Origin of the sequence: Seminibacterium arietis, from assembly GCF_042675725.1 — a bacterium.
GTDB lineage: Bacteria > Pseudomonadota > Gammaproteobacteria > Enterobacterales > Pasteurellaceae > Seminibacterium > Seminibacterium arietis.
The window spans coordinates 131,311-156,618 of the sequence record NZ_JBHTJN010000008.1; the positions used below are offsets into that span (position 1 = coordinate 131,311).

The 25,308-nt window shown below is 33.9% G+C and carries 23 protein-coding genes and 2 pseudogenes; 14 read left to right on the forward strand and 11 right to left on the reverse strand.

Annotated features, from left to right (window positions below; all coding sequences use genetic code 11):
* Window positions 1-21 precede the first annotated feature (21 nt).
* A complete protein-coding gene (gene prfA, locus ACFQ02_RS03255) occupies window positions 22-1,104 on the reverse strand; it encodes a peptide chain release factor 1 (protein ID WP_380819256.1) in 1,083 nt (360 codons plus the stop codon).
* Between the two features lie 234 nt (window positions 1,105-1,338).
* Here prfA and ACFQ02_RS03260 point away from each other — a divergent pair.
* A pseudogene (locus ACFQ02_RS03260) lies at window positions 1,339-1,491 on the forward strand (IS3 family transposase); the annotation flags it as partial.
* Between the two features lie 198 nt (window positions 1,492-1,689).
* On the opposite strand, the pseudogene yfbV reads toward ACFQ02_RS03260, so the two are convergent.
* Window positions 1,690-2,066 (reverse strand): annotated as a pseudogene (gene yfbV / locus ACFQ02_RS03265) (terminus macrodomain insulation protein YfbV); the annotation flags it as partial.
* A gap of 227 nt (window positions 2,067-2,293) precedes the next feature.
* Between yfbV and ACFQ02_RS03270 the strand changes: the two are divergent.
* The 3 genes from ACFQ02_RS03270 to ACFQ02_RS03280 all read left to right on the forward strand — a co-directional run bounded on the left by ACFQ02_RS03270 (window position 2,294) and on the right by ACFQ02_RS03280 (window position 6,599).
* On the forward strand, window positions 2,294-3,496 hold the full coding sequence (locus ACFQ02_RS03270) for an acetate kinase (RefSeq protein ID WP_380819259.1): 1,203 nt from the start codon (window positions 2,294-2,296) through the stop codon (window positions 3,494-3,496).
* A gap of 64 nt (window positions 3,497-3,560) precedes the next feature.
* Window positions 3,561-5,702, forward strand: a complete 2,142-nt coding sequence (gene pta, locus ACFQ02_RS03275) for a phosphate acetyltransferase (protein WP_380819262.1) — start codon at window positions 3,561-3,563, stop codon at window positions 5,700-5,702.
* A 90-nt stretch (window positions 5,703-5,792) separates the two neighbouring features.
* Complete coding sequence (locus ACFQ02_RS03280; protein ID WP_380819265.1) at window positions 5,793-6,599, forward strand: hypothetical protein; 807 nt, start codon at window positions 5,793-5,795, stop codon at window positions 6,597-6,599.
* A gap of 62 nt (window positions 6,600-6,661) precedes the next feature.
* Here ACFQ02_RS03280 and ACFQ02_RS03285 read toward each other — a convergent pair whose 3' ends face one another.
* Complete coding sequence (locus ACFQ02_RS03285) at window positions 6,662-7,213, reverse strand: hypothetical protein (RefSeq protein WP_380819267.1); 552 nt, start codon at window positions 7,211-7,213, stop codon at window positions 6,662-6,664.
* 435 nt (window positions 7,214-7,648) lie between these two features.
* Here ACFQ02_RS03285 and nrdD point away from each other — a divergent pair, with 435 nt between their 5' ends.
* Window positions 7,649-9,772, forward strand: a complete 2,124-nt coding sequence (gene nrdD, locus ACFQ02_RS03290) for an anaerobic ribonucleoside-triphosphate reductase (RefSeq protein WP_380819270.1) — start codon at window positions 7,649-7,651, stop codon at window positions 9,770-9,772.
* A gap of 6 nt (window positions 9,773-9,778) precedes the next feature.
* Window positions 9,779-10,252: an anaerobic ribonucleoside-triphosphate reductase-activating protein gene (gene nrdG, locus ACFQ02_RS03295; protein WP_380819273.1), complete on the forward strand. Its 474-nt coding sequence runs from the start codon at window positions 9,779-9,781 to the stop codon at window positions 10,250-10,252.
* Between the two features lie 64 nt (window positions 10,253-10,316).
* Here nrdG and ACFQ02_RS03300 read toward each other — a convergent pair whose 3' ends face one another.
* Window positions 10,317-11,207: a hypothetical protein gene (locus ACFQ02_RS03300; protein ID WP_380819276.1), complete on the reverse strand. Its 891-nt coding sequence runs from the start codon at window positions 11,205-11,207 to the stop codon at window positions 10,317-10,319.
* A 77-nt stretch (window positions 11,208-11,284) separates the two neighbouring features.
* A complete protein-coding gene (locus tag ACFQ02_RS03305; RefSeq protein WP_380819279.1) occupies window positions 11,285-11,557 on the reverse strand; it encodes a hypothetical protein in 273 nt (90 codons plus the stop codon).
* Between the two features lie 308 nt (window positions 11,558-11,865).
* On the opposite strand from ACFQ02_RS03305, the gene ACFQ02_RS03310 reads away from it, so the two are divergent.
* Window positions 11,866-12,150 (forward strand): helix-turn-helix domain-containing protein, encoded by a 285-nt coding sequence (locus ACFQ02_RS03310; protein WP_380819283.1) that lies wholly within the window; start codon window positions 11,866-11,868, stop codon window positions 12,148-12,150.
* Here ACFQ02_RS03310 and ACFQ02_RS03315 read toward each other — a convergent pair.
* Window positions 12,097-12,897 (reverse strand): TatD family hydrolase, encoded by an 801-nt coding sequence (locus ACFQ02_RS03315; RefSeq protein WP_380819285.1) that lies wholly within the window; start codon window positions 12,895-12,897, stop codon window positions 12,097-12,099. The genes ACFQ02_RS03310 and ACFQ02_RS03315 overlap by 54 nt on opposite strands.
* Before the next feature lie 6 nt (window positions 12,898-12,903).
* A complete protein-coding gene (locus ACFQ02_RS03320; protein WP_380819288.1) occupies window positions 12,904-13,413 on the reverse strand; it encodes a peptidylprolyl isomerase in 510 nt (169 codons plus the stop codon).
* A 117-nt stretch (window positions 13,414-13,530) separates the two neighbouring features.
* On the opposite strand from ACFQ02_RS03320, the gene cysS reads away from it, so the two are divergent.
* Entirely contained in the window at window positions 13,531-14,916 is a 1,386-nt protein-coding gene (cysS, locus tag ACFQ02_RS03325; protein ID WP_380819291.1) for a cysteine--tRNA ligase, read from the forward strand.
* Window positions 14,917-15,024: 108 nt separating this feature from the next.
* Here the strand turns inward: cysS and ACFQ02_RS03330 are convergent, their stop codons facing one another.
* Entirely contained in the window at window positions 15,025-16,464 is a 1,440-nt protein-coding gene (locus ACFQ02_RS03330; protein ID WP_380819293.1) for an alanine/glycine:cation symporter family protein, read from the reverse strand.
* Window positions 16,465-16,708: 244 nt separating this feature from the next.
* On the opposite strand from ACFQ02_RS03330, the gene ACFQ02_RS03335 reads away from it, so the two are divergent.
* Window positions 16,709-16,900 carry a hypothetical protein gene (locus ACFQ02_RS03335; RefSeq protein WP_380819296.1) on the forward strand — a complete coding sequence of 64 codons (192 nt, stop codon included), beginning with the start codon at window positions 16,709-16,711 and terminating at the stop codon, window positions 16,898-16,900.
* A 17-nt stretch (window positions 16,901-16,917) separates the two neighbouring features.
* On the opposite strand, the gene ACFQ02_RS03340 is transcribed toward ACFQ02_RS03335, so the two are convergent.
* On the reverse strand, window positions 16,918-17,184 hold the full coding sequence (locus ACFQ02_RS03340; protein WP_380819299.1) for a hypothetical protein: 267 nt from the start codon (window positions 17,182-17,184) through the stop codon (window positions 16,918-16,920).
* Between the two features lie 285 nt (window positions 17,185-17,469).
* Window positions 17,470-18,135 carry a GTP cyclohydrolase II gene (gene ribA, locus ACFQ02_RS03345; RefSeq protein WP_380819302.1) on the reverse strand — a complete coding sequence of 222 codons (666 nt, stop codon included), beginning with the start codon at window positions 18,133-18,135 and terminating at the stop codon, window positions 17,470-17,472.
* Window positions 18,136-18,209: 74 nt separating this feature from the next.
* On the opposite strand from ribA, the gene ACFQ02_RS03350 reads away from it, so the two are divergent.
* From ACFQ02_RS03350 to ettA, 3 genes are all read left to right on the forward strand, one after another.
* Window positions 18,210-18,968: a phosphatase PAP2 family protein gene (locus ACFQ02_RS03350; RefSeq protein WP_380819305.1), complete on the forward strand. Its 759-nt coding sequence runs from the start codon at window positions 18,210-18,212 to the stop codon at window positions 18,966-18,968.
* 24 nt (window positions 18,969-18,992) lie between these two features.
* Complete coding sequence (gene nagK, locus ACFQ02_RS03355; RefSeq protein WP_380819307.1) at window positions 18,993-19,904, forward strand: N-acetylglucosamine kinase; 912 nt, start codon at window positions 18,993-18,995, stop codon at window positions 19,902-19,904.
* A 292-nt stretch (window positions 19,905-20,196) separates the two neighbouring features.
* Window positions 20,197-21,867 carry an energy-dependent translational throttle protein EttA gene (ettA, locus tag ACFQ02_RS03360; protein ID WP_380819310.1) on the forward strand — a complete coding sequence of 557 codons (1,671 nt, stop codon included), beginning with the start codon at window positions 20,197-20,199 and terminating at the stop codon, window positions 21,865-21,867.
* A gap of 110 nt (window positions 21,868-21,977) precedes the next feature.
* Here ettA and ACFQ02_RS03365 read toward each other — a convergent pair whose 3' ends face one another.
* Window positions 21,978-22,895, reverse strand: a complete 918-nt coding sequence (locus ACFQ02_RS03365; RefSeq protein ID WP_380819313.1) for a LysR family transcriptional regulator — start codon at window positions 22,893-22,895, stop codon at window positions 21,978-21,980.
* A 265-nt stretch (window positions 22,896-23,160) separates the two neighbouring features.
* Here ACFQ02_RS03365 and fabG point away from each other — a divergent pair, with 265 nt between their 5' ends.
* Both fabG and ACFQ02_RS03375 read left to right on the forward strand, forming a co-directional pair.
* Window positions 23,161-23,898, forward strand: coding sequence for a 3-oxoacyl-[acyl-carrier-protein] reductase (fabG, locus tag ACFQ02_RS03370; RefSeq protein ID WP_380819316.1), 738 nt, complete (start codon window positions 23,161-23,163; stop codon window positions 23,896-23,898).
* Between the two features lie 66 nt (window positions 23,899-23,964).
* Window positions 23,965-25,305 carry a GntP family permease gene (locus ACFQ02_RS03375; RefSeq protein WP_380819319.1) on the forward strand — a complete coding sequence of 447 codons (1,341 nt, stop codon included), beginning with the start codon at window positions 23,965-23,967 and terminating at the stop codon, window positions 25,303-25,305.
* Window positions 25,306-25,308 lie beyond the last annotated feature (3 nt).

Below are 25,308 nucleotides of genomic sequence, written 5' to 3' on the forward strand. Positions count from 1 at the left end.
ACCAATTTAATGAAGTTCAAATTAATTTTGCTCAGAAAGTGCTGCAAGCTGATCTGCTTGATATTCAGTAATAATCGGCTGAATAAGCTCATCAATTTTACCATTCATTACTTCATCAAGACGATAGATAGTCAAATTAATTCGATGATCTGTTACTCGTCCTTGCGGATAATTATAAGTCCGAATTTTATCGGAACGATCGCCTGAGCCGAGCAAGTTGCGTCTAGTATCAGCTTGTTCTTGAGCTTGTTTTTCTTGTTCTGCTTGCACAATACGAGATGCCAATACAGACAAAGCCTTAGCTTTATTTTTATGTTGTGAACGTTCATCCTGACATTCAACTACAATTCCCGTCGGAATATGAGTAATACGTACTGCGGAGTCCGTTGTATTAACATGCTGACCACCTGCACCAGAAGAGCGGTAAGTATCAATACGTAAATCTGTAGGATTAATTTCTGGCATTTCACTTTCGGGTAATTCTGGCATTACAGCAACAGTACAGGCAGAAGTATGAATTCGACCTTGAGACTCTGTTTTCGGCACACGTTGTACACGGTGACCGCCTGATTCAAATTTCAATTGACCGTACACACCGTCACCAGAGATCTTTACAATGACTTCCTTGTATCCGCCTTGCTCACTTTCATTAGCACTTAGCATTTCTACACGCCACCGCTTGCTTTCTGCATAACGACTGTACATACGGAATAAGTCTCCAGCAAAAAGACCTGCTTCATCACCGCCTGTTCCAGCTCTAATTTCTAAATAGCAGTTATACTCATCGTTTGGATCTTTCGGTAATAATAAAATTTGTAATTGTTGCTCAATACCCTCTAACTCTGATGTACAATTTTCGATCTCTTCTACTGCCATTTCTTTCATACTTGGATCGTTAAGCAAAAACTCCGCTTCTTGTAAATCAACGTTTAACTGCTTCCAACGAGCAAAACATTTAACAACTTCTTCTAATTGAGAATATTCTTTTGAATATGCACGAAATTTGTCTTGATCATTAATCACCGATACATCACCGAGCAAAGCTTCTAACTCTTCATGACGTTCATTCAAGCTTTCTAACTTATTGATAATAGAAGATTTCATTAATTTATTTATCCTAAATTTTAAATACTATACAAAAACAACCATATTCTAACATACTTCTATAAAAATCCCATGTGTGAATAAACCATATTACAATTCTAAATTATGTTTAATTTCTAACTACTTAATTATTACTATAACTTAATTTTTCCAAAGTAATTTTTGGAAAAATAATAAATTTGCTTAGAGAATAGAGCGATAGAAAGCTTTTCAATAGGCTAAAAAAATGAGTGTTATTTGGAGAAACAATTTGAGACTTTTGCCGAGCTTGAAAAAAAGATTCAAGAGTATACTTATTACAACAATAAGCGTATTCAAATGAAATTAAAAAGGCTGAACTTTGCGGAATACAGAACGCAATCTTTGAATTACATCAGTAAATTTTGAACAGCGAATCATTATATATGTAACTATACTACTCCGTAAAACAGATCCAAATAATAGGCTACATATAAAAAAACAACTAAATGCAAATAAATATAATTAAGTGATATATAAATGAAATTTTGATTATAGCTAAACTTAAATATCTTGCCAAAAATCTGGATCTAACTTTTGTTGAGCTTTTTTCAACACATCTGCTAGGTCTTGGTAAGTTGGAGTTTCTTTAACTGGCACAACTATATTTTGTTTTTTCAACATGGTACAAATTTTCTTAAACCACACCGCACTTTTCGGAGGTAAATAGGTTGTTGCGCGTTTACCCAACCAATATAGACCTTGCAATGGTAGTGCTAATGCAACTAAACCAGTTAAAATAGCAGCAGCTAAAGCAACATAATCACCTTTGGCATAAAACTGCTGCCATAAAATCGCAAATACAGCAATAAAAGGCATAAATTTTGCCCAAACATTGTGGCTCGGATTACTCTATTTTCTGGAAAAATCATCGCTAGCTTTTTTTCTAAAGGCCAAGTTAATAAATAACGTTGCCCCTTTTTAAGCAAACTAAAAAAATTCATAGTGATTGTCCTAAAAGCTAATATTCATGATTTAACGCAAGCTTGCTTGCTTACAATAAAAACGTATAAATCTATAAAAAAATTAAAATTATTGCAACCAAATCATTATTTTTCTAATTTAAGAATTTATTTTAATCACAAAAAGTTGTATTCTAGGGTAGTAAAACGATTGACTCAATTTATTTGAGTCTTTCTTATTCTAACTTAATCAAAAAATAGGTCTTAATATGTCACAAAAATCAGTTCTTATATTAAACTGCGGTAGCTCTTCATTAAAATTTTCTGTTTTAGATCCAATGTCAGGGGATGAAAAATTATCTGGACTAGCTGAAGCCTTTCATTTACCAGATGCTAGAATCAAATGGAAATTACACGGTGAGAAAGGAAATGCAGATTTAGGTGCAGGTGCAGCACATAGCGAAGCTCTCGCTTTTATCGTTAATAATATTTTTCCATTAGACCCATCTTTGCAAGATGACATCGGAGCTATCGGACACCGTGTCGTACATGGTGGAGAAAAATTTACTTCTTCTGTCATTATTGATGATAGCGTACTTCAAGGGATTAAAGATTCTGTGCCTTTTGCACCTTTACACAATCCTGCTCATTTAATTGGTATTGAAGAAGCATTTAAAATGTTCCCTCATTTGAAAGATAAAAATGTTGCTGTATTTGATACAGCATTCCACACTACAATGCCAGAAGAAGCTTATTTATATGCTCTTCCTTATTCTTTGTACAAAGAACACGGTATTCGTCGCTATGGTTTCCATGGCACAAGCCATTATTATATTACGCAAAAAACTGCAGAATTTTTAAATGTTCCTGCAGATCAAGTCAATTTAATCAGCTGTCATTTAGGTAACGGTGCTTCTGTTGCGGCTATTCGTCATGGTAAATGTATTGATACTTCTATGGGCTTAACTCCGTTAGAAGGTTTGGTAATGGGTACTCGTTCTGGTGATTTAGATCCTGCTATTATATTCCATTTATATGATAATCTTGGCATGTCTGTAGAAGATATTAACAACCTATTGACTAAAAAATCTGGATTATTAGGACTAACTGAAATTACTAGTGACTGTCGTTATGCAGAAGATAATTATGACAAAGAAATCCCAGCAAAACGTGCATTAGACGTATTTTGCTACCGTTTAGCAAAATATATTGGCTCGTACATGGCTGTAATTGGAGAACGTTTAGATGCGATCGTCTTTACTGGTGGTATTGGTGAAAATTCTGCTCACGTTCGTGAAATTACTTTGGAACACTTAAAATTATTTGGTTATAAACTAGATAATGATAAAAACTTAACTGCTCGTTTCGGTCAAGAAGGAGTGATCAGTACAGATAACACGCCAATAGCAATGGTTATTCCAACTAATGAAGAGTTAGTAATCGCACAAGATACAGCTCGTCTTTGTATCTAAATAAATACTACTGCCGAAATTATTCGGCAGTTTCTTTTTTTATATCGTAAAAGTAAGGTTTATTATGTCAAGAACAATAATGCTTATTCCTATTAGTGCTGGAGTTGGTTTAACCAGTGTTAGTCTCGGTTTAATCCGCTCTTTAGAACAAAAAGGAACTAAAATTGGTTTTATTAAACCAATCTCTCAACCTCAGACAGACGAAGATAAAATCGACCGCTCGACTTCCATTATCCGTAGCAGTGCTTGTTCAGTAGAAACAGCTGAACCTTTTATGCTTAGCGTTGCTGAAAATCTTATTAGCCAAAATCAAACAGATGTTTTATTAGAAAAAATTGTAGAACGTCATCAAAAACTTAGTCTAAATAACGACATTATTATTGTAGAGGGATTAGTTCCAACTCGTAAGCATGCTTATGCTAGTTCTATTAATTACAATATTGCTCAGGCATTGGATGCAGAAATTGTTTTAGTTACTACCCCAGCAACTGAAACACCAATAGCCTTAAAAGATCATGTTGAGGCGGCAGCTTGCCAATTTGGTGGAAAAGAAAATCCTAATTTATTAGGTGTAGTTATTAATAAATTTAACGCTCCTATTGATGAAAGTGGACGAATTCGACCAGATCTTAGTGAAATTTTTGATGCTTACCAACATAGCCACAACAATGTAGCTGACGTTTATAAATTATTCGATAAAAGCCCTATTAAAGTTCTCGCTTGTATTCCATGGAATGCTGAATTAATTGCTACACGCGTCATTGATATTGTCAATCACTTAGGTGCTGCCGTTATTAATGAAGGTGAAATTAAAACTCGTCGTGTTCGTGGTATTACATTCTGTGCAAGAACTATTCCAAATATGGTTGAACATTTCCGTGATGGTAATTTATTAGTCACTTCAGCAGATCGCCCAGATGTTCTTGTGGCAACGGCACTAGCTGCCTCTAATGGAATTAAACTGGGTGGATTGTTATTAACTGGCGGTTATAAAATTGATAATCCAATCAAAAAACTTACTTTACCAGCTTTTGAAAAATCAGGGTTACCAATTTTCCGCATTGAAGGCAATACATGGCAAACTGCATTAACTTTACAAAGTTTTAGTTTAGAAGCACCTGTAGATGATAAAGAACGTATTGAAAATATTAAACAATATACTTCTAAGCATTTCGACACAGGATTTATTGATTCTTTGGCTGCGGTTTCAACACGCTCACGTCGCATGTCACCACCAGCATTCCGTTTCCAATTAACAGAGTTGGCTCGTCAAGCGAAAAAACGCATTGTTTTACCAGAGGGTGATGAACCTCGTACGGTAAAAGCCGCAGTGCTTTGTGCAGAGCGTGGAATTGCAGAATGTGTATTGTTAGCGAATCCTACTGAAGTAGAGCGTGTTGCTACTGAACAGGGGGTCACCCTTGGGAATGGTATCAGTGTAATTGATCCTGCCAGCATCGCAGAAAATTATGTTGCTCGCTTAGTAGAATTACGTAAAAATAAAGGCATGACTGAAGAACTTGCTCGTGAACAGCTGAAAGACACCGTTGTACTTGGAACAATGATGTTAGAAGCTAACGAAGTAGATGGTTTAGTGTCAGGGGCTGTACATACTACAGCTAATACTATTCGACCTCCAATGCAAATCATTAAAACTGCACCTGGTAATTCTATTATTTCTTCAATATTTTTTATGTTATTACCAGATCAAGTTTTAGTTTATGGTGACTGTGCAGTAAATCCAGATCCAACAGCAGAACAACTGGCGGAAATTGCTATTCAATCAGCAGAATCTGCAAAATCATTCGGTATTGAACCAAGAGTGGCGATGATTTCTTATTCTACAGGCTCATCAGGTAGCGGTGCAGACGTAGAAAAAGTAAAAGAAGCTACTCGTATCGCTCAGGAAAAACGCCCAGATCTAATAATTGATGGTCCATTGCAATATGACGCAGCTGTTATGGAAGATGTAGCTCGCTCTAAAGCCCCAAACTCTCCTGTAGCAGGTAAGGCTACTGTATTTATTTTCCCTGATCTGAATACAGGAAACACTACTTACAAAGCTGTTCAACGCTCTGCTGACTTAGTTTCTATTGGACCTATGCTACAAGGAATGCGTAAACCTGTGAATGACTTATCACGTGGCGCATTAGTCGATGATATCGTTTACACTATCGCACTAACCGCAATCCAAGCGACTCAATAACTAAAATTTTCAAAAATATAAACCGCACTTTTATCAAAAAAGTGCGGTTACTACTAAGCTCATAATAGCAACATATTAAACAAAATTTTTATGTCAGAAAAACGTTCAAATTTGATGATAATTCAATCACTCGTGATGATATGCTTTTTGCTTGGTTGTGATCTTTTTGCTTTTTATTTGCAACTAAACTTAAAAGCGATTTCTCATTTAGCTATAGCTGTATTAACGGCCCAATTAATTTGTCTTTTAATTTTTGCTAAAGGAAAAATATGCCGAGGGCAAAATACAAGGCTTATTCAAGTAAATTTGTATTTCTTGCTTTATTGGGGAACTTGGTTTTTATTAAGCGTATTTTCAAATTATCATTATGTTATTACCGATATAGTCAGTTTATGTGGTATCGCAACAACAATTGCAATATGGCAACAACCTCAAGATCCTGTTATGCGAAAATCTCTCTTAATAATTGGCTCATTATCAGCAATATTAGGTATATTAACTTACTTGATAGTTTTTGTTCAATTACCTTTCTCATACTTTTTAAAATACAATATTATTACTCAAATTTTAATAGGATTTATTATAGCAAACCTAATCCTTGTATCTGCTAAAAATCGTCTTAATGGCTTTATTTCCTTACTTTCATTCGCTACATTAATTTTATTATTTTTAAATGCAACTATTGCATTGTTATTAATATATTATGCTTCTTTAAGTGCGGTTAATTTTGTTAATGAATTTGCACTAGGGCTGTATTTTATATTACACTTAATTATCGTTTTAATACTTGGTTTCCATATTTTTAATAAAAATATGCTAAGTTATTACACACTACTGATTTTATTTTTTATCAGTTTAACATTTCCAATCTGGATTTTATTTTCTTTAATATACTAATAAAAAAACTAATTAAAAAAACAAGGGAGCATATGCTCCCTTTAATTTTTATTTTACTTTAATTATTTTTTCGTAGTATTGTTTAAGTATTTAACTAAATCATCTGCTGTTGTAACTACAATTACAGATTTGTCTTCAAATACAATTTTTCCTGCCAATACTTTAACGTTAATATTTGCTTTTGGATCCATAAAGAAAGGACGACTAGTTTCCGCAAGACTTTCTATAGATTTAGTTAACGTAACTGTTTCGGTGCTTTTTGCAGCTAAAGGCTTTTCAAAAACTGCTGGAATATTAGAAATATCAATAATACCAGAGTCAACACCAGCAACGCTAAACCATTGAATTTCGCTAATTGCTTTATCACTAATATTTTCTATTTTAAAAATTAAAGAAAAAGCGTCTTTTCCATTTTTATCTTTTGTAAGATTACGCATTGTAGGAACGATTTTGACGGCTGAATTAAATTGGTTCAACGCTACCGTTTCTGCCGAAGCTGATTTAGATTGCTCTGCTACTGGTTGATTATTTGCTGTTTTCTGAAAATCGCAAGCAGTTAAAAGCATGGCAGAAGCTGCTATAGAGCCAATAAAAAGTGATTTTTTTAATTTCATTTTAATTCTCACATATTGTGTTAAGGTTACATCATTATAATTAATACCATACCAAAAAGTAATACTGTTTTTCAAAAAGATTACTTTTCTCCCATTAGATTATAAATTTTTGTATAAGTTCCATTTTAAATTCAAAGATATCCAAGCTTAGATATTTTTGAGCATTGATGATTATTTATATTTTTCTACCGCACTTTGTATGCAAGCTATTCATCTAACTATATTATGTGATCTAGATCACATAATATTCATTTTTTGTCCTCTATTTTAATTTTACTATGCCCTATAATTTGTCCTTAAAATTCATCAACAAACCCGAAAATCAATCCAATAATTTTGCTAAACATTCGCAATAACACTACATATTGTGGTTGAAATAAAAATAATATCAATATATAGTATTACTATTTTAACTATAGGCATGAGATTTCAGCTATGGCAACTTTCTTTGTAATCAAACGTGATGATTCACGCACTGGCTTTGAGCTTCAACGAATTATCAATGCAATCAAAAAAGCAGCAACTGCTGTGGGAATAGATGATGAGAGTTATTGTCACAAAATTAGCCAACAAGTATGTGACAGTATTTTCTCTCACCATCAATTAGAAATCGACATCAATCAAATCCAGCAATTAGTAGAAAATCATTTGATGTCAGGAAAGTATCCTGAAATTGCTCGTGCGTATATTGAATATCGTCATGATCGTGATCTTTCTCGTGAAAAACGTAGCAATTTAACTAAAGAAATTGAAGGGCTAATAGAACAAAGTAATGTTGAGCTACTGAATGAAAATGCGAATAAAGATGCTAAAGTAATCCCAACTCAACGAGATTTACTAGCAGGCATCGTGGCAAAACATTATGCTAAACGCTATATTTTACCAAGAGATGTTGTTTTAGCTCATGAGAAAGGTGAGATTCATTACCATGATCTAGACTACTCACCATTTTTTCCAATGTTTAATTGTATGTTAGTAGATCTGAAAGGTATGCTTACTCAAGGTTTTAAAATGGGTAATGCTGAAATTGAACCGCCAAAATCTATCGGTACAGCAACAGCAGTCACTGCACAAATCATCGCTCAAGTAGCAAGTCATATTTACGGCGGAACAACTATTAACCGTATTGACGAAGTGCTCGCTCCTTATGTACAACTTAGTTATGAAAAACATTTGAAAAATGCCGCACTTTGGCAAGTGCCAAATGCGCAAGAGTATGCAAAATGCTTAATTGAAAAAGAGTGTTTTGACGCATTTCAATCTTTAGAATATGAAGTGAACACTTTACACACATCTAATGGACAAACGCCTTTCGTCACTTTCGGTTTTGGCTTAGGTACTAGCTGGCAAGAGCGGTTAATTCAACAAGCAATTTTACAAAATCGTATTCGTGGTTTAGGCAAAAATCATAAAACGCCTGTTTTTCCTAAACTCGTATTTACGATTAAAAAAGGAGTAAACCATGTTGCTGAAGATCCAAATTATGACATTAAGCAATTGGCATTAGAATGTGCTTCAAAACGAATGTATCCTGATATTCTAAATTATGATCAAGTAGTGAAAGTAACGGGTTCATTTAAAGCACCAATGGGATGTCGAAGTTTCTTGGGGGCATATGAAGAAAACGGTGAATATTTACATGATGGTCGTAATAATCTAGGTGTAGTCAGCCTAAATTTACCTAGAATTGCTATTGAATCTCAAGGCAATGAAAAACGATTTTACCAATTACTTGATCAACGTCTCGCCATTGCAAAAAAAGCCTTAATGACTCGCATTGCTCGTTTAGAAAATACAAAAGCCCGTGTTGCACCAATTCTTTACATGGAAGGAGCTTGCGGTGTGCGGCTAAAAGCTGATGATAACGTAGCCGAAATCTTCAAAAATGGACGTGCCTCAATTTCATTAGGGTATATTGGTATTCACGAAACTATCAACGCATTATACAATCATCATATTTATGATGACAAAATTCTGCAACAAAAAGCGATTGAAATTGTTCAATATTTAAATGAAGCAACTAAGCAATGGAAAATGGAAACAGGTTATGCATTCAGCCTTTATTCCACACCGAGCGAAAATCTATGCGATCGTTTCTGCCGTTTAGATACAAAGCAATTTGGTATCATTGATGGAGTAACAGATAAAGGATACTATACTAATAGCTATCATTTAGATGTAGAGAAAAAAGTTAATCCATACGATAAATTAGATTTTGAAATGCCTTATCCCCCATTAGCAAATGGAGGTTTTATTTGCTATGGAGAATATCCAAATATTCAGCATAATTTAAAAGCACTAGAAGATGTATGGGACTACAGTTACACCCGAGTACCTTATTATGGCACAAATACCCCAATTGATGAGTGTTATGAGTGCGGTTTTACTGGTGAATTTAACTGCACTAGTAAAGGCTTTACTTGCCCAAAATGCGGTAATCATGACAGTGAAAAAGTATCTGTAACTCGACGAGTATGTGGTTATTTAGGTAGCCCTGATGCTCGTCCATTCAATGCAGGTAAACAAGAAGAAGTTAAACGTCGTGTAAAACATTTATGACTATAAATGAACTATTTGCAATATTATCCTGTTGATATAGTAAACGGAGAAGGTACACGTTGCACTCTCTTTGTTAGTGGATGTGAACACAAGTGTAAAGGTTGCTACAATCAAAAAAGTTGGTCTTTCTGCTCGGGAATATTATTTGATAAAGCAATGGAAGACCAAATTATCAAGGATTTAAAAGATACTCGTATTCGCCGTCAAGGGTTGACACTCAGTGGTGGCGATCCACTTCATCCTAAAAATCTCAATACAATTTTATCTCTTGTAAAGCGAGTTAAATTTGAATGTCCTGATAAAGATATTTGGGTATGGACAGGTTACAAATTAAGCGAGTTGAGCGAACAACAAAAGCAAATTTTGCCTTATATTGATGTAATAATTGATGGCAAATTTATTCAAGAACAAGCTGATCCTTCACTTATCTGGCGAGGTTCTGCTAATCAAGTAATTTATCGATTAAAAGATCTGAAATAAAAACCGATCTTAATTAAATTGATTTAAGATCGGCATAACACATTAAATTAAAAAATTGACTGCACTATTCCATTAAGGTTTTGAAATCATCATAGGGCAAACTAAGTTCCATACGAGCTGATTTTGTTTGTTTACAAGGATAGCTGTTCATGATTTTACTTTGTTTTATATAATTATTTTTTACATTTTTAATTTGCATTACACATTGATTATAATCTCGTTTTAGTAATTCATAATCTTTCACATATTGACTAACTACTTCTTTATGCTTTTTATTGATAATCTTATTCAATGTAGAACAAACAACTTGACTCGTTTTATAATCGCAATAAGTAGTTTCTTGATTATTTAGTTCTTTTAATTCCATTTGCTCAAAATATTCTTCAGCCTGCTCATTCAATGTTTTTTCCCAAATATCACAAACTGAATGAGGACGTTTATCTTTTGCACAATAGGATTTTTCTTGATTGAATAGCTCAACAAAAGGGATTTTAGTTAACTCTGCTTTAGCATCTTTTACTTTATCTTGATAAATTTCTCTGAATGCTATGCAACTATAATCATCATTACCGACAAACCATTTTTTTGCACATTCTGTATTAACGTAAGATTGAGCAAATAATTTCCAATTAGTATTACCATACTCTTTTAAAAGTTTTTCTTTTGCTTCCAAAATTGCTTTTTTCCGTTCAGTTTCTTTTAACAGAAGAGCTTGCTCTGCTTTTGATATCTTATCTTCTCGAACTGCTTCACGTGCAGCAAGACATTCAGGATCTTTTTTTAATTTTACAAGTTTTTCTTTATTGTTTGTCAAAAAAGCTTCTTCTAATTCCGTTGTACATTGTTGTACTTTTTTCTCAGCCTCATCAATATTATTTATATAGTAATTTTTGTCTTTTTCAGAACAAGCAGTTAACATAAAACTTGCTAATAATAACAATAATAATTTTTTCATTTAATTTCCTATTCATCATATTCAATTAAAAGCCTCCCTTTCTTTCCTAAACTAAAATAGAACAGAAAGGGTTCTTTTTATAAAGTAGCTGCACTAGTACCTAAACCAAAAATCGCTAATAACATAGGTGATGTTAATAGCCCAACTAGCACCAATACCCAAGCTAGTATATTTATACCAATGCCACGAATATTCTTATTTTTTATTGCTATAATTGTTCCTATTAATGCAACAATTGCTGCAATAGGAACAAAAATAAAACCTAAAAATAAAATACCTAACACTGCTAATACGCAAGCAATAATGTCAGCCATTACACCAATACCTTTCTGTTGATTGAGTTCTACCATATAATTTTTCTCCTGTATTTTGTTAACTCAAATTAATTTAATTACAGCATCTCGTATCTTTTAATAACATATTGAATTATGATTTATTTTCGTTTTTGACCGCACTTTTGATACCTAAACAAATTGCATTGAGAAAGTCACAGCGTTTCCAACAAAATCACAACCAATCAATATAGAAATACTTTAAATCAACTTAATTTTTTACTATCAATACCTCTATTTAGTTAGCCTTAAGTTTTTGAATAATACTTATTATGCTGATCGCACCCAAAACAGGTGCAATACTGTTTGAACCTAGAATAGGTGCAATGAAAAAATTAAGAACATCAATTTATTCCGCAGAACAAGTTTGGTTGCGAGAATTATTCATTCTCCAGAGAAATAAACTAGGTTTATCGCAACGCGAGTTAGCGAAGAAAATGAACGTAGTTTATTCGTTGATAAGTAAAATTGAGACTGGAGATAGAAGATTAGATATTTTAGAATTTATTCAATATTGCCAAGCCTTAGAACTAGATCCTAATAATGTATTACAACAATTAATCTTGATCCAGCAGAAACAACCTACAACTATTTTGCCAAATTACTTGTAAAATTTGTGTTGATGGTTCTGATCTAATTGAACAAAGTGCGGTGAAAATTTGACGAATTCTCTCAGGACGGTTAGGCTGACCCTGAAATCCATTAATAGGCATATCTGGGCTGTCAGTTTCAAGAATCAAGGCATCAAGAGGCAGTTTAGCAATAGTATTTCTTGTTTTATTTGCTCGCTGATAAGTGATTGTACCACCAACACCAATTTTATAACCTAGATCAATAAAACGTTTAGCTTGTTGGTAACTTCCAGAAAAACCATGAATAACACCACATCTTGACAAATTAGCTACTTTCAAAAAACCAAACAATTGATCATGTGCTTGACGAGAATGAATACTAACGGGTAATTGAAATTGTTTTGCCAGCTGCAATTGTGTAGTAAAAAAATCACATTGTTTTTTCCATAATTGCTCCCTAAGTAGCTCAGGATAATGACGCTCCAAACCAATTTCTGCTACAGCAATACAAGATGGATTATTGTATGCTAGTTTTTTTTCAAGCAAATCCAAATCACTTTGCCGATGTTTCTGAATATACAGAGGATGTAAACCCAATCCATAATAAAGATTTTTTGGATAAAGTGCGGTAAGTTTTTCGATATTAACAAAATCTTGGCTTTGTACTCCTACAATCAAGATCTTTTCTACCGCACTTTGTAAAGCTTTTTGAACAAGTTGAGCAACAGGTTCGTCAGTTTGACGAACTAAATAATCAAAATGAGTATGTGTATCAAAAAACCTCATCTATTTTTATTCAATACTAACAGATTGAATGACAACATCTTCTTTGGGTACATCTTGATGAAAGCCATAATTCCCTGTTTTTACACTTTTGATTTTATCTACGACATCCATACCTTCAACAACTTCTCCAAATACTGCATAGCCCCATTCTTGCACAACTTCACGACCAAACATTTCTTTACTGCGATAATCTAAAAAATTATTATCTGCTACATTAATAAAAAATTGTGCTGTTGCTGAATGTGGATCTGATGTACGAGCCATTGCAATAGTGCCTCGTTTATTGCTCAAACGGTTATTTGCTTCATTTTTAATTGGTGTATTAGTGTTTTTTTCTTTCATACCACTTTCCATGCCACCACCCTGAATCATAAAACCATCAATGACACGATGAAAAATAGTGTTGTGATAAAAGCCATTTTTACAATAATTTAAAAAATTTTCTACAGTAATTGGTGCTTTTTCATGATTTAAAGCAATTTTAATATCGCCAAAATTAGTATGTAATGTAATCATTTTTATTTCTCCAAAGTAAAATTTCCTTATTATTTCATAAAAGCAATAGAAGTGCTATAAACTGGATTAAAAAGTGCGGTATAATCCACGACAGTTTATTAAGTAAAGAGAATTCCAATGCTGAAAATTTTTAATACCTTAACAAGAGAAAAAGAAATTTTTAAACCAATCCATGACAACAAAGTTGGGATGTATGTATGCGGTGTAACGGTTTATGACTTATGTCACATTGGACATGGACGCACTTTTGTTTGTTTTGATGTAATTGCTCGCTATTTACGTTATTTAGGTTATAACCTCACTTACGTAAGAAATATCACTGATGTAGATGATAAAATCATCAAACGTGCATTAGAAAATAAAGAAAGTTGTGATCAATTAGTAGATCGTATGGTGCAAGAAATGTATCGTGATTTTGACGCCTTAAATATACAGCGTCCTGATAGCGAACCCCGAGCAACTCACCATATCACAGAAATTATAGAACTTGTCGAAAAACTTATAAAACGTAAACACGCTTATATAGCAGAAAACGGTGATGTCATGTTTGATGTACAAAGTTTTACTCAATATGGCAAACTCTCACGACAAAATCTTAGCCAATTACAAGCTGGTGCGAGAGTTGAGATTTCGTCCATAAAGAAAAATCCAATGGATTTTGTATTGTGGAAAATGTCGAAAGAGAATGAACCAAGCTGGCAATCTCCATGGGGAGCTGGTCGTCCTGGTTGGCATATTGAATGTTCTGCAATGAATTGTAAACAGCTTGGAAAACACTTTGATATTCACGGAGGTGGCTCCGATCTAATGTTCCCTCATCATGAAAATGAAATTGCACAGTCTTGCTGTGCTAATGATACTAATTATGTAAATTACTGGATTCATTCAGGTATGATTATGGTGGATAAAGAAAAAATGTCGAAATCACTCGGTAATTTCTTCACTATCCGTGATGTACTAAAAGTTTACCATGGTGAAGTGGTTCGGTATTTTCTCTTGACGGCCCATTATCGAAGTCAATTAAACTATAGCAATGAAAACTTGGATCTAGCACAAAATGCTTTAGAACGCTTATATACTGCTTTGCGTGATACTGATCAAAGTGCGGTAGCCGTAGGAGGCGAAAATTATGTTGAAGCATTTGGTCAAGCAATGGATGATGATTTTAATACGCCAAATGCAATTTCTGTACTTTTTGAGATGGCTCGAGAAATCAACAAATTAAAATTAGAAGATAAAATATTAGCGGATCAATTAGCAGCTCGTTTACGACAATTGGCTGCAATTTTAGGCTTACTCCAACAAGATCCTCAATCTTTCCTACAAGCTGGTTCAGCAAATGATGAAGTAGAAAAAATCGAAGCCTTAATTAAGCAACGTAATAATGCACGTGCAATAAAAGATTGGGCGACGGCTGATTCAGCTCGTAACAAATTAACTGCAATGGGGATTATCTTAGAGGATGGAGCAAACGGTACAACTTGGAGAAAACAAACAACCTGATTAATTTTTATTTACTAATTTAGATATAATAACGGCATATTTCTATGCCGTTATTGTTAACTGAATCTATTACATACTATAAAGATAGTTTTGAACTGACTTTATAGATTATTTCCAAATATCATCTTTTACGCCTCGTTTAATTAATTGCGGATAGTTTTCAATATTAAAGACTGGCTCTTTCCCTGCTTTCAATTGAGATTGATAATCTTTCAGTAATAACCATACTATTGGAGATAGTAATACAATAGAAAACAAATTGATCAGAGCCATGATTGCCATTACCGTATCTGCAAAATTCCAAACTATATTACCAGAATTAACTGCACCGAAGTAAACAAAAAATAAGACAAATAAACGGAAGATCAATACAACTAATGGACGGTTTTTAATAAAACGCACGTTACTTTCTGCATAAGCGTAATTACCAATGACTGAAGAAAATGCAAATAGCAATAAAATAAAGGCTAAAAAATGTAACCCAAAATCACCTACATGATATTGTAAAGCTCTCTGAGTGAGAGAAATACTCTTTAAGCTTTCTCCTCCATAATTATCGGATAATAAAATAATTATTGCAGTACAACTACATACAACTATAGTATCTACAAACACTCCAAGCATTTGAATCAAACCTTGACTAGCTGGATGCTTCACGTCAGCTGATGCCGCCGCATTTGGAGCAGACCCCATACCTGCTTCGTTAGAAAATAAACCACGTTTAATGCCCATCAACATTGCTTTAGAAAAAATCGCTCCAAACATACCGCCAGCCATTGCATCAAAATTGAAAGCACTTTGAATAATGCGAGAAATAACGGTTGGTACCATATGAATATTCATACCTAAAATGATTACTGCAATAATCAGATAAAATAATGCCATCATCGGTACAATACGAGCTGAAACTTGTCCAATACGCTTTACACCACCAAAAATAATTAATCCCGTTAAAATCACCAACCCAATTCCAACATAGTGTGATTGCCAATGCCAAGCATTACTAGTGGCTTCTACAATTGCATTAGCCTGTACAGCATTAAAAGCAAATCCAAAAGTAAAAATCAATGCTAGTGTAAAACATACAGCTAACCAAGGAGACTTTAATCCTTGCGTAATATAATATGCAGGACCGCCTCGAGTAGTACCATCAACATCTTTTACTTTGAATAATTGAGCTAACGAAGATTCAGCAAAAGCACTCGACATACCAATTAATGCAGTCACCCACATCCAAAAAACAGCTCCTTCGCCACCAATAGCAATTGCTGTTGCTACACCACCGATGTTACCTACCCCCACTCGACTTGCTAATCCTGTAGCAAAGGCTTGAAAAGGTGTTAAAGAATTTCCATTTGTTGATCGCCCAAACCACATTTCACGTAAACTTTGTGGAAATAGACGCAATTGAACTAAACTTGTAGTTAAAGTGAAAAAAATCCCTGTTCCTAATAAAACAATGACGGTAATGTCCCAAAGCGGCCCATCAAAATGTTCAATAAACCAAGTCAACGCCCTTTCAATAGATACTGTAAATTCAGAAAACATAAAAAACTTCCTAATAGCTAAAAGGCGAATTTTAAACATAGTTTCTAATAAATGACTACTTATTACGATAATTTTAATAAATTAATAGTGAATACAATATATTTTTTCAAAAAATAACGTTAATTTTTAAAATTAATTTAATTAACCCATTAAAACGAAGTGATTTCCTATATCTATTTTCGTTATTTTAGTATTAGAGAGAAATTTCGTTGTAGATAGAACACAAGAGGAAAAGCGTGCAAAAATGGAATCAGGAAATTCAAAAGCGATAGGCGGCAGACCTAAAGTATTATCTGACAATTTGCTAAAAAGATTTGAGAAAGACGTGTTAAAAAATAATTCATTAGCACAATTAGCAAGAGACCATAATATATCAAAGTCGACAGCCTACAGAATGAGAAAAAAATTATTGAATAATAAAAAAGCACAAAAATAAGGCTGAAAGCCTCAAATTTAGTGATCCTCTTCAAAAAATGAACCTGTTTTTTTCTTCACCTCAAACATATAGTCAAAAACTGTATCTAAAGCAAAACCAGGAACACGTTTGTAAAGTCGTGTATTTTGGCTTCTACGCCAATTTCTAATTTGATTTGAAGATACTTCATGACCAGTTTTTAATTTTATTAATTTAATTAGTTTGTCTATATCATTACTGAGTCCTGACAAGTGGATAAGTAAGTTAAAAACTTTATTTATATCATAATGTTGATTTTGATTCATTAAGTAAACTCCATTGCAATTCATAGCTAAAAAGCTACGAAAAATATCAATTTGTAAATAGTATAGACGTTTAAATCACGCTTCACAATTTAAAGCGTGATTTATTTTTGTTAGAAAAATTATTATTTAGCCTTTTCAGCATCAACTAATTGAGTGACAAAAGCACAAATTTTCATCAACAAATTTGTATCTTTTAAAGAAAAACTAAGTTCTTTAAATAACTATCGTCTTTATAGTGATACTTAACCACTAGGCGTTTATAAGTATATGCATACACGTTAATCTTTATTTTTTCACCTTTGTGTGCGGAATTTCAGCCTGACAGTGAGGGCAGTCCATAAGATGTTTTTGTCCATCACGAATAATGAAATGTCCCATTTTCTTTGCTTTAGTATTAAGGTATTCCGTGTTATAGCGATTTTCTCCCACATTGAGAGGAACTCTTTCAACTACATTAATTCCTGCTTTCTTCATCGTATCAATTTTATTCGGATTATTAGTTAATAACCGCACTTTTTTAACACCTAACAGCGCAAATATATCAGCACAAACAGAAAAGTTACGTTCGTCAGCTGCGAAACCTAAGGCTAAATTTGCCTCAATTGTGTCTAACCCTTGATCTTGTAAAGAATATGCCCTAATTTTGTTAATTAAGCCAATTCCTCGCCCTTCTTCACGATGATAAATTAATATTCCCCGTCCCTCTTCGCTAATTTGGCGTAATGCAGTAGCAAGTTGAAAACCACAATCACATTTTAAACTATGCAACGCATCACCAGTCAAACATTCAGAATGAATACGAGCCAATACAGGTAGTTCGGGATCACTAATATCCCCCATTACTAAGGCAACATGTTCTTTCTTTGTATCGCAAAACTCAAACCCCACGATTCGGAAAAGACCAAATTCAGTAGGTAAATTAGCTTCAGTTACAAGTTGAATTTTTGACATAACTAAATCCTTATTCTTTTTTAAATTAATGGTGTTAGAATACCCCATCATTTATTGCTTCTGACATATTCACAATGAGAAATATACTAAAAAATCTGTCATTATTTTCATTTTTACTTTGCTTAGTACCTTGCATTGCTTGGATTATCAAATGGCAATGGCAAAGCGATAAAACATTGACTGTTTTTGATCACGCTCTTTATTGGTTAACAGAAACAGGTAGTGTACCTTATGCTGTAATCACTTGCGGTATCTTTGCATTACTATATTTTTGGCTAATTCCAAATAAAAAACAAGCTATTTTAGTTATTGTTATTATGGCGTTCTCAATAGCATTGACACAAGGAATTAAAACAGGATTGAAAAATCTATTCGCTGAACCTAGACCTTTTATCACTGCACTCACAACAGAATCAAATTTTACCACAGAGCAATTTTATCGCTGCTCAAAATTAGAGAGGTCAGAAATAGTGCGGTCATTTTATAGAGAAAAATCAGATATGCCAATGTGGTTAGTTCGTCATCATAGTCATGAAATAGGATATTCTTTTCCGTCAGGACATAGTATTTTTGCAGCTTCTTGGCTTTTGTTGGCAGTAGGATTTTATTGTTTAATAGGTAAGGGTGATAAAAAACTCAAAATATTGACCGCACTTATCACTATATGGGCAGTACTTATGTTAATTAGTCGACTACGTTTAGGTATGCATTATCCGATAGATTTACTTGTGTCAGTGTTAATTGCTTGGTTAGTGCATATCGTAATGTTTATTGCATTAAAAAAACGATTTTTTATCTGGCAAAATCAGTTAACAAAGACAATCAAGAGTTGATTAGATAGTCAGTTGGAGGTAAGCATGTATTATGGTGTTGATATTGGCGGCACAAAAATTGAATTAGCAGTATTTAATCAACAACTTGACAAATTGTATAGTGAACGAATTGCTACACCACAAAATAGTTATCAAGAGTGGTTAAATGCTATTTCGGATTTAGTTAAACGAGCAGATCAACGTTTTGACTGTCAAGGAACTATAGGGTTGGGAATACCTGGTTTTGTTAATAAGGATACTGGAATTGCTGAAATTACTAATATCCGCATTGCAGATAGTAAACCGATCTTAAAAGATTTAAGTCTATATTTGAATCGTGAAGTACGAGCAGAAAATGATGCTAATTGTTTTGCTCTATCAGAAGCATGGGATAGCGAAAATCGTTGTTATTCTTCGGTACTAGGTTTGATTTTAGGAACAGGTTTTGGTGGCGGATTAGTTTTTGATGGTAAAGTTTATTCAGGGCATGTGGGAATGGCTGGAGAATTAGGACATTTACAGCTTAATTATCATGCCCTTAAGTTATTAGGCTGGGATAAAGCTCCTATTTACAATTGCGGTTGTGGTAACCAAGCTTGCTTAGATACTTATTTATCAGGAAGAGGCTTTGAAATGCTTTACCGAGATTTACAAGGAGAAAAGCTTTCTGCGAAAGAAATCATTCAGCTTTTTTATGATGATAACCAAGCAGCCACTAATTTTGTACAAATTTTTATACAGCTCTGTGCAATTTCAATTGGTAATATTATCACCGCACTTGATCCCGATCTCATTGTGTTAGGGGGAGGTTTATCTAATTTTGACTATTTATATGAAGCTCTACCGAAAGCTTTACCAGCACATTTGATGCGAAGTGCTAAAATACCAATGATCAAAAAAGCTAAATATGGTGATTCAGGTGGAACACGAGGTGCTGCGGCATTGTGGTTATCTTAATTTTATCAAAGAGGATAAAATCAAATAAAACTGTTTACTTTCCGACAAAAAAACTATAATATACCTACATTGAGGTGTATCCCTCAATACTCATAAAGTTCCTAAATAAAATAATCATAAATAGCTAAACTATTTTCCTACCCTCCTTAAATGGAGGGATTTTTTATGTCTTTTGTAAGTTACATTGAAAATATTCATTACTAGTCACTCAAATTTCTTATCGCACTTTCTTCTAAATATTATAAATTTCAAGTAAAATAACCGCACTTTTGAATAAAAATAGGGATTTATTATGTCATCTCAATTTGTTTATACCATGCATCGCGTGAGCAAAGTTGTACCTCCTAAGCGACATATTTTAAAAAACATTTCATTAAGTTTTTTTCCTGGTGCAAAAATTGGTGTACTTGGTTTAAATGGTGCGGGCAAATCTACCTTACTGCGGATAATGGCGGGAATAGATAAAGATATAGAAGGTGAAGCTCGCCCACAGCCAGGCATTAAAATTGGTTATTTACCACAAGAACCGAAATTAGAACCAAAGCAAACTGTGCGTGAAGCAGTAGAAGAAGCTTTATTTGAAGTAAAACAAGCATTACAACGTTTAGATGAAGTCTATGCACTTTACGCCGAGCCTGAGGCGGATTTTGATAAATTAGCAGCTAAACAAGCTGAATTAGAAGCTATTATTCAAGCCCATGATGGTCACAACTTAGATAATCAATTAGAACGTGCAGCGGATGCCTTACGTTTACCTAGTTGGGATGCTAAAATTGAACATCTTTCGGGGGGTGAACGTCGCCGTGTGGCTCTCTGTCGTCTACTATTAGAAAAGCCTGATATGCTGTTATTAGACGAGCCGACTAACCATTTAGATGCTGAATCTGTAGCTTGGTTAGAGCGTTTCTTACACGACTATGAAGGAACTGTTGTAGCTATCACCCATGACCGCTATTTCTTAGACAATGTAGCTGGTTGGATTTTAGAACTAGACCGTGGTGAGGGTATTCCTTGGGAAGGTAACTATTCTTCTTGGTTAGAACAAAAAGAAAAACGTTTAGCTCAAGAAGCAGCAACAGAGTCAGCTCGCCAAAAATCAATTGAAAAAGAATTAGAATGGGTACGCCAAAATCCTAAAGGTCGTCAAGCTAAAAGTAAAGCTCGTATGGCTCGATTTGAAGAACTTAATAGCAGTGAATACCAAAAACGTAATGAGACTAATGAATTATTCATTCCGCCTGGTCCACGCTTAGGTGATAAAGTAATCGAAGTTCAGCATTTAACCAAAGCCTACGGTGACCGCACTTTAATTGATGATTTATCGTTTTCTATTCCTAAAGGTGCGATTGTCGGAATTATCGGTGCAAATGGTGCAGGGAAATCCACCCTGTTTCGTATGCTATCTGGGCAAGAAAAACCAGATAGTGGCACAATCACATTAGGAGACACTGTAGTATTATCTTCTGTAGATCAGTTCCGAGATACAATGGATGATAAAAAAACAGTATGGGAAGAAATATCAAATGGGCAGGATATGTTACGTATCGGTAATTTTGAAATTCCGAGCCGTGCTTATGTGGGGCGTTTTAATTTTAAAGGTGTAGATCAACAGAAACGCGTAGGTGAATTATCAGGTGGTGAGCGTGGTCGGCTACACTTGGCTAAACTACTACAAGCTGGTGGTAATGTACTGTTGCTAGATGAACCTACTAATGATCTTGATGTAGAAACTTTGCGAGCGTTGGAAAATGCAATTTTAGAGTTTCCAGGCTGTACGATGGTTATCTCTCACGACCGTTGGTTTTTAGACCGCATTGCAACTCATATTTTAGATTATGGTGATGAGGGTAAAGTTACTTTCTACGAAGGTAATTTTAGTGATTATGAGGATTGGAAAAAGAAAACCTTTGGTGCAGAAGCTACCCAACCTCATCGAATTAAATATAAACGTATCGCAAAATAGCTCATTTCACATTTAACTGCCTCGCCATTATTTTCAATAATGGGGAGGCTGACTTTAAAAATTCATAGATTTAAATAAGTTAACATTAATATTCTCTAGTAAAATAACTTCTAGTTAAACTTACGTAAATTTTCAATGATGCTATTAAACAATAATAAAGTCGTGGGCGAAAGCATGCGTTCTTTTTTATACATGACTACAAAAGTTCCTTTTAACATGCTTTTCTTAAATTTATACACATTATAATCTTCTGTATAATCGGTGTTAATGGTGGAAGAAATTGGCATAAAAGTAGATCCCATACCAGATTTAACTAATGAAATTGCAGTATAAACCGTACTAATAGTTAATAGTCGATTTAGTTTTAAACTATTAAGTTCATAAAACTGATCTATTAAACGTCGTAAACCATATTCTTGAGGTAAAACAATCATTGGTTCTCGACCTAATAACTTAATATCATATGGAAATAATTCTACTTGTTTTATTTCTGGATTATAAAGTGCACTAGAGTTTGAAACTAGAAGATAAATACTATCTTCATAAAGATACTCATAAGATAAATTTCGATTAAGTATTGGTATCATTCCTATCGCAAGATCAATTTGATTATCATCCAACATTCTTTCTAGAATTTGGGTATTCTTTTCTATGATTTCAATTTGAATATTAGGGTTTTGCTGATGAAATTGAGGCAAGAACTTATACAAAGTTGAAGTAGCTAAAGCTGAATTTATACCAAGTGTTACTTTACCTTTTTTGTTTTGACTGATTAGCTCTAATTCATTTCGCATGTCTAATTCAAGACCGTTTATTTTTTTCAAATAACTTAAATAACGCTCTCCAGCAAAGCTTAAATGGAGAGAGCGTCTGGTTTTATTAAATAATTTAATACCCGTTTTCGTTTCAATACTTTGTATAAATTTTGACAATGCGGGCTGAGAAATAAAAAGAGCATTAGAAGCTTTAGAAAGGTTGCCAATTTCATCAATTTTCTCAATATAATGAATAATTTTAGAATATTTCACAATATCTCCTCTTAAGAAATTCAACAAACACCATCCAATTATAAACATTAAGTTATTATAATCAACTTTATTAGTTATAAATAAAAATTTTAAGATGTGACTCATGTCACACTAAATTAATTATGATTACTAATTAATCTATATATTATAACTACGCAGTTATAAAAAAAACAAATTTTAATCATTTTACTTTAATAATCTATTTTAACGATAATAATATCCATCTTATAAGTCTTACCCATCACTTAAAATAGGAGTAACAATTATGTTTAAAGATCAAGTTGTATTAGTCACTGGTGCAGGTCAAGGTATTGGTGCAGAGATTGCTCGTGAGTTTGCTAAAGATGGTGCAATCGTTGCAGTAGTAGATTTCAACCAAGAGACTGCAGAAAAAGTAAGCGCCGATATCAAAGCTCAAGGGGGGCAATCTGTCGCTTTCCAAGCTGATGTATCTGATACTGAGCGTGCAGCAGAAGTAGTTGCAGCTGTAGTAGCTCAATTTGGTAAACTTGATGTTTTAGTCAACAATGCTGGTATTACTCGTGACTCTTCTTTGAAAAAAATGACTATTGAACAATGGAATGCTGTTATCCAGACTAACTTAACAGGTGTATATAACTATACTAAAGCAGCATTTGATGTGATGACTACATTGGGTTACGGTCGCATTGTCAACTTTTCTTCTCTAGCTGCTATTTCAGGTAACTTTGGTCAAACTAATTACTCTGCGGCTAAAGCTGGTGTTATTGGTTTAACTCGTACTGTAGCATTAGAAGGTGCTAGCAAAGGTGTTACTGCTAACGCTGTAGCACCAGGATTTATTCAAACACCAATGACAGACAAAATACCTGAAGAAATAAAACAAAAAATGATTTCTAGTATTCCAGTTAAGCGTATTGGCTACCCATCCGATGTTGCCCATGCAGTGAAATTCTTTGCTTCTAAAGAAGCTGGCTATATTACTGGTCAAGTATTAGAAATTAATGGTGGCATGCACATTTAAATTAGGTGGTGGGTACTTTTACCCACCCTAACAATTCCGTAAATCATATCTTACCGAGAGGTTAAAATGGATACACTTGCTATTTTGGGGATTGCATTAGCGATTATCACAATTATCATTCTTTCAGTCCGTGGATTAAATATTGTCATTGCTGCACCACTTGCAACTCTTATCGTAATCTTAACTAATGACATGCCTATCTTCGAGAGCTTTATCGGACCACAAAAATCCTATATGTCAGGTTTGGCTCGTTTCTTAATTGCTAACTTTGCTATTTTTTTACTGGGTGCAATTTTTGCTCAATATATGGAGAAAAGCAATGCAACAGTTTCTATTGCAAATGTTGTATTGAAAAAAGTAGGTACAGATAAACCATTCCTAGTTGTGATGGCAATTTCAGCTATTGCAGCATTCTTAACTTATGGTGGTATTAGTTTATTTGTAGTAATGTTTGCATTAGTTCCATTATCTCGTCCTATCTTTAAGAAAATAAATTTAGATTGGTCGCTATTTATTATACCACTCTTCTTTGGTATGGGAACGTTCACAATGAGTCTGTTGCCAGGCACCCCTTCTGTACAAAACGCCGTTCCGACAACATCATTAGGTACAACTTTAACTGCCGCACCATTACTGAGCATCGTTGGTACCGTCGTTATGATCTCTTTTAATTTATGGTATATGTACTCTCAAGTGAATAAAAGCGTAAAAAGCGGTATTGGGTTCTATGGTTATTTAGACAATAAACAACCAAGCAATGAGAAAGAAGATACTGAGTTAGATGAAAGTAAGTTGCCTAGTCTATTAGTAAGTGTCGCCCCAATTTTAGTATTAATTGCTATCATCCTCGTATTCTCTAAAACACCACATATTATCCTAGTTGCCTTAACTGCTGCGATTTTAGTAAGTGCGGTACTATTTCACAAATATTTACCAAATAATAACCAAACCGCAGTATTAAGCAATGGGGCAGCAAGTGCGGTAATGCCGGCATTTGCAACATCAAGTTCTGTTGGATTTGGTAACGCTTTGACTACAGCGACAGGATTTGCAGTAATTAAAGATAGCATTATGAGTATTCCTGGAAATCCGTTGATTAGCTTATCTATTGCTACTGCACTACTTTCAGGTATTACAGGTTCATCATCAGGGGCACTTGGCATTGCGATGAGTTCTTTTGCACAAGATTACTTAGCAATGAACATTGCACCAGAGTTAATCCACCGTATCGCAGTTGTCGCATCAGCAGTATTAACTGTATTGCCACACTCTGGCGTTATTATTACCTTCAATAATTTGACAGGTATTCCACTGAAAAAAGGTTTTAAACATGCATTTTGGGTTGTCAATGGCGGACATTTTGTAACTTTATTAACAATCCTATTATTAGCATCTGTACTTTACTAAAAA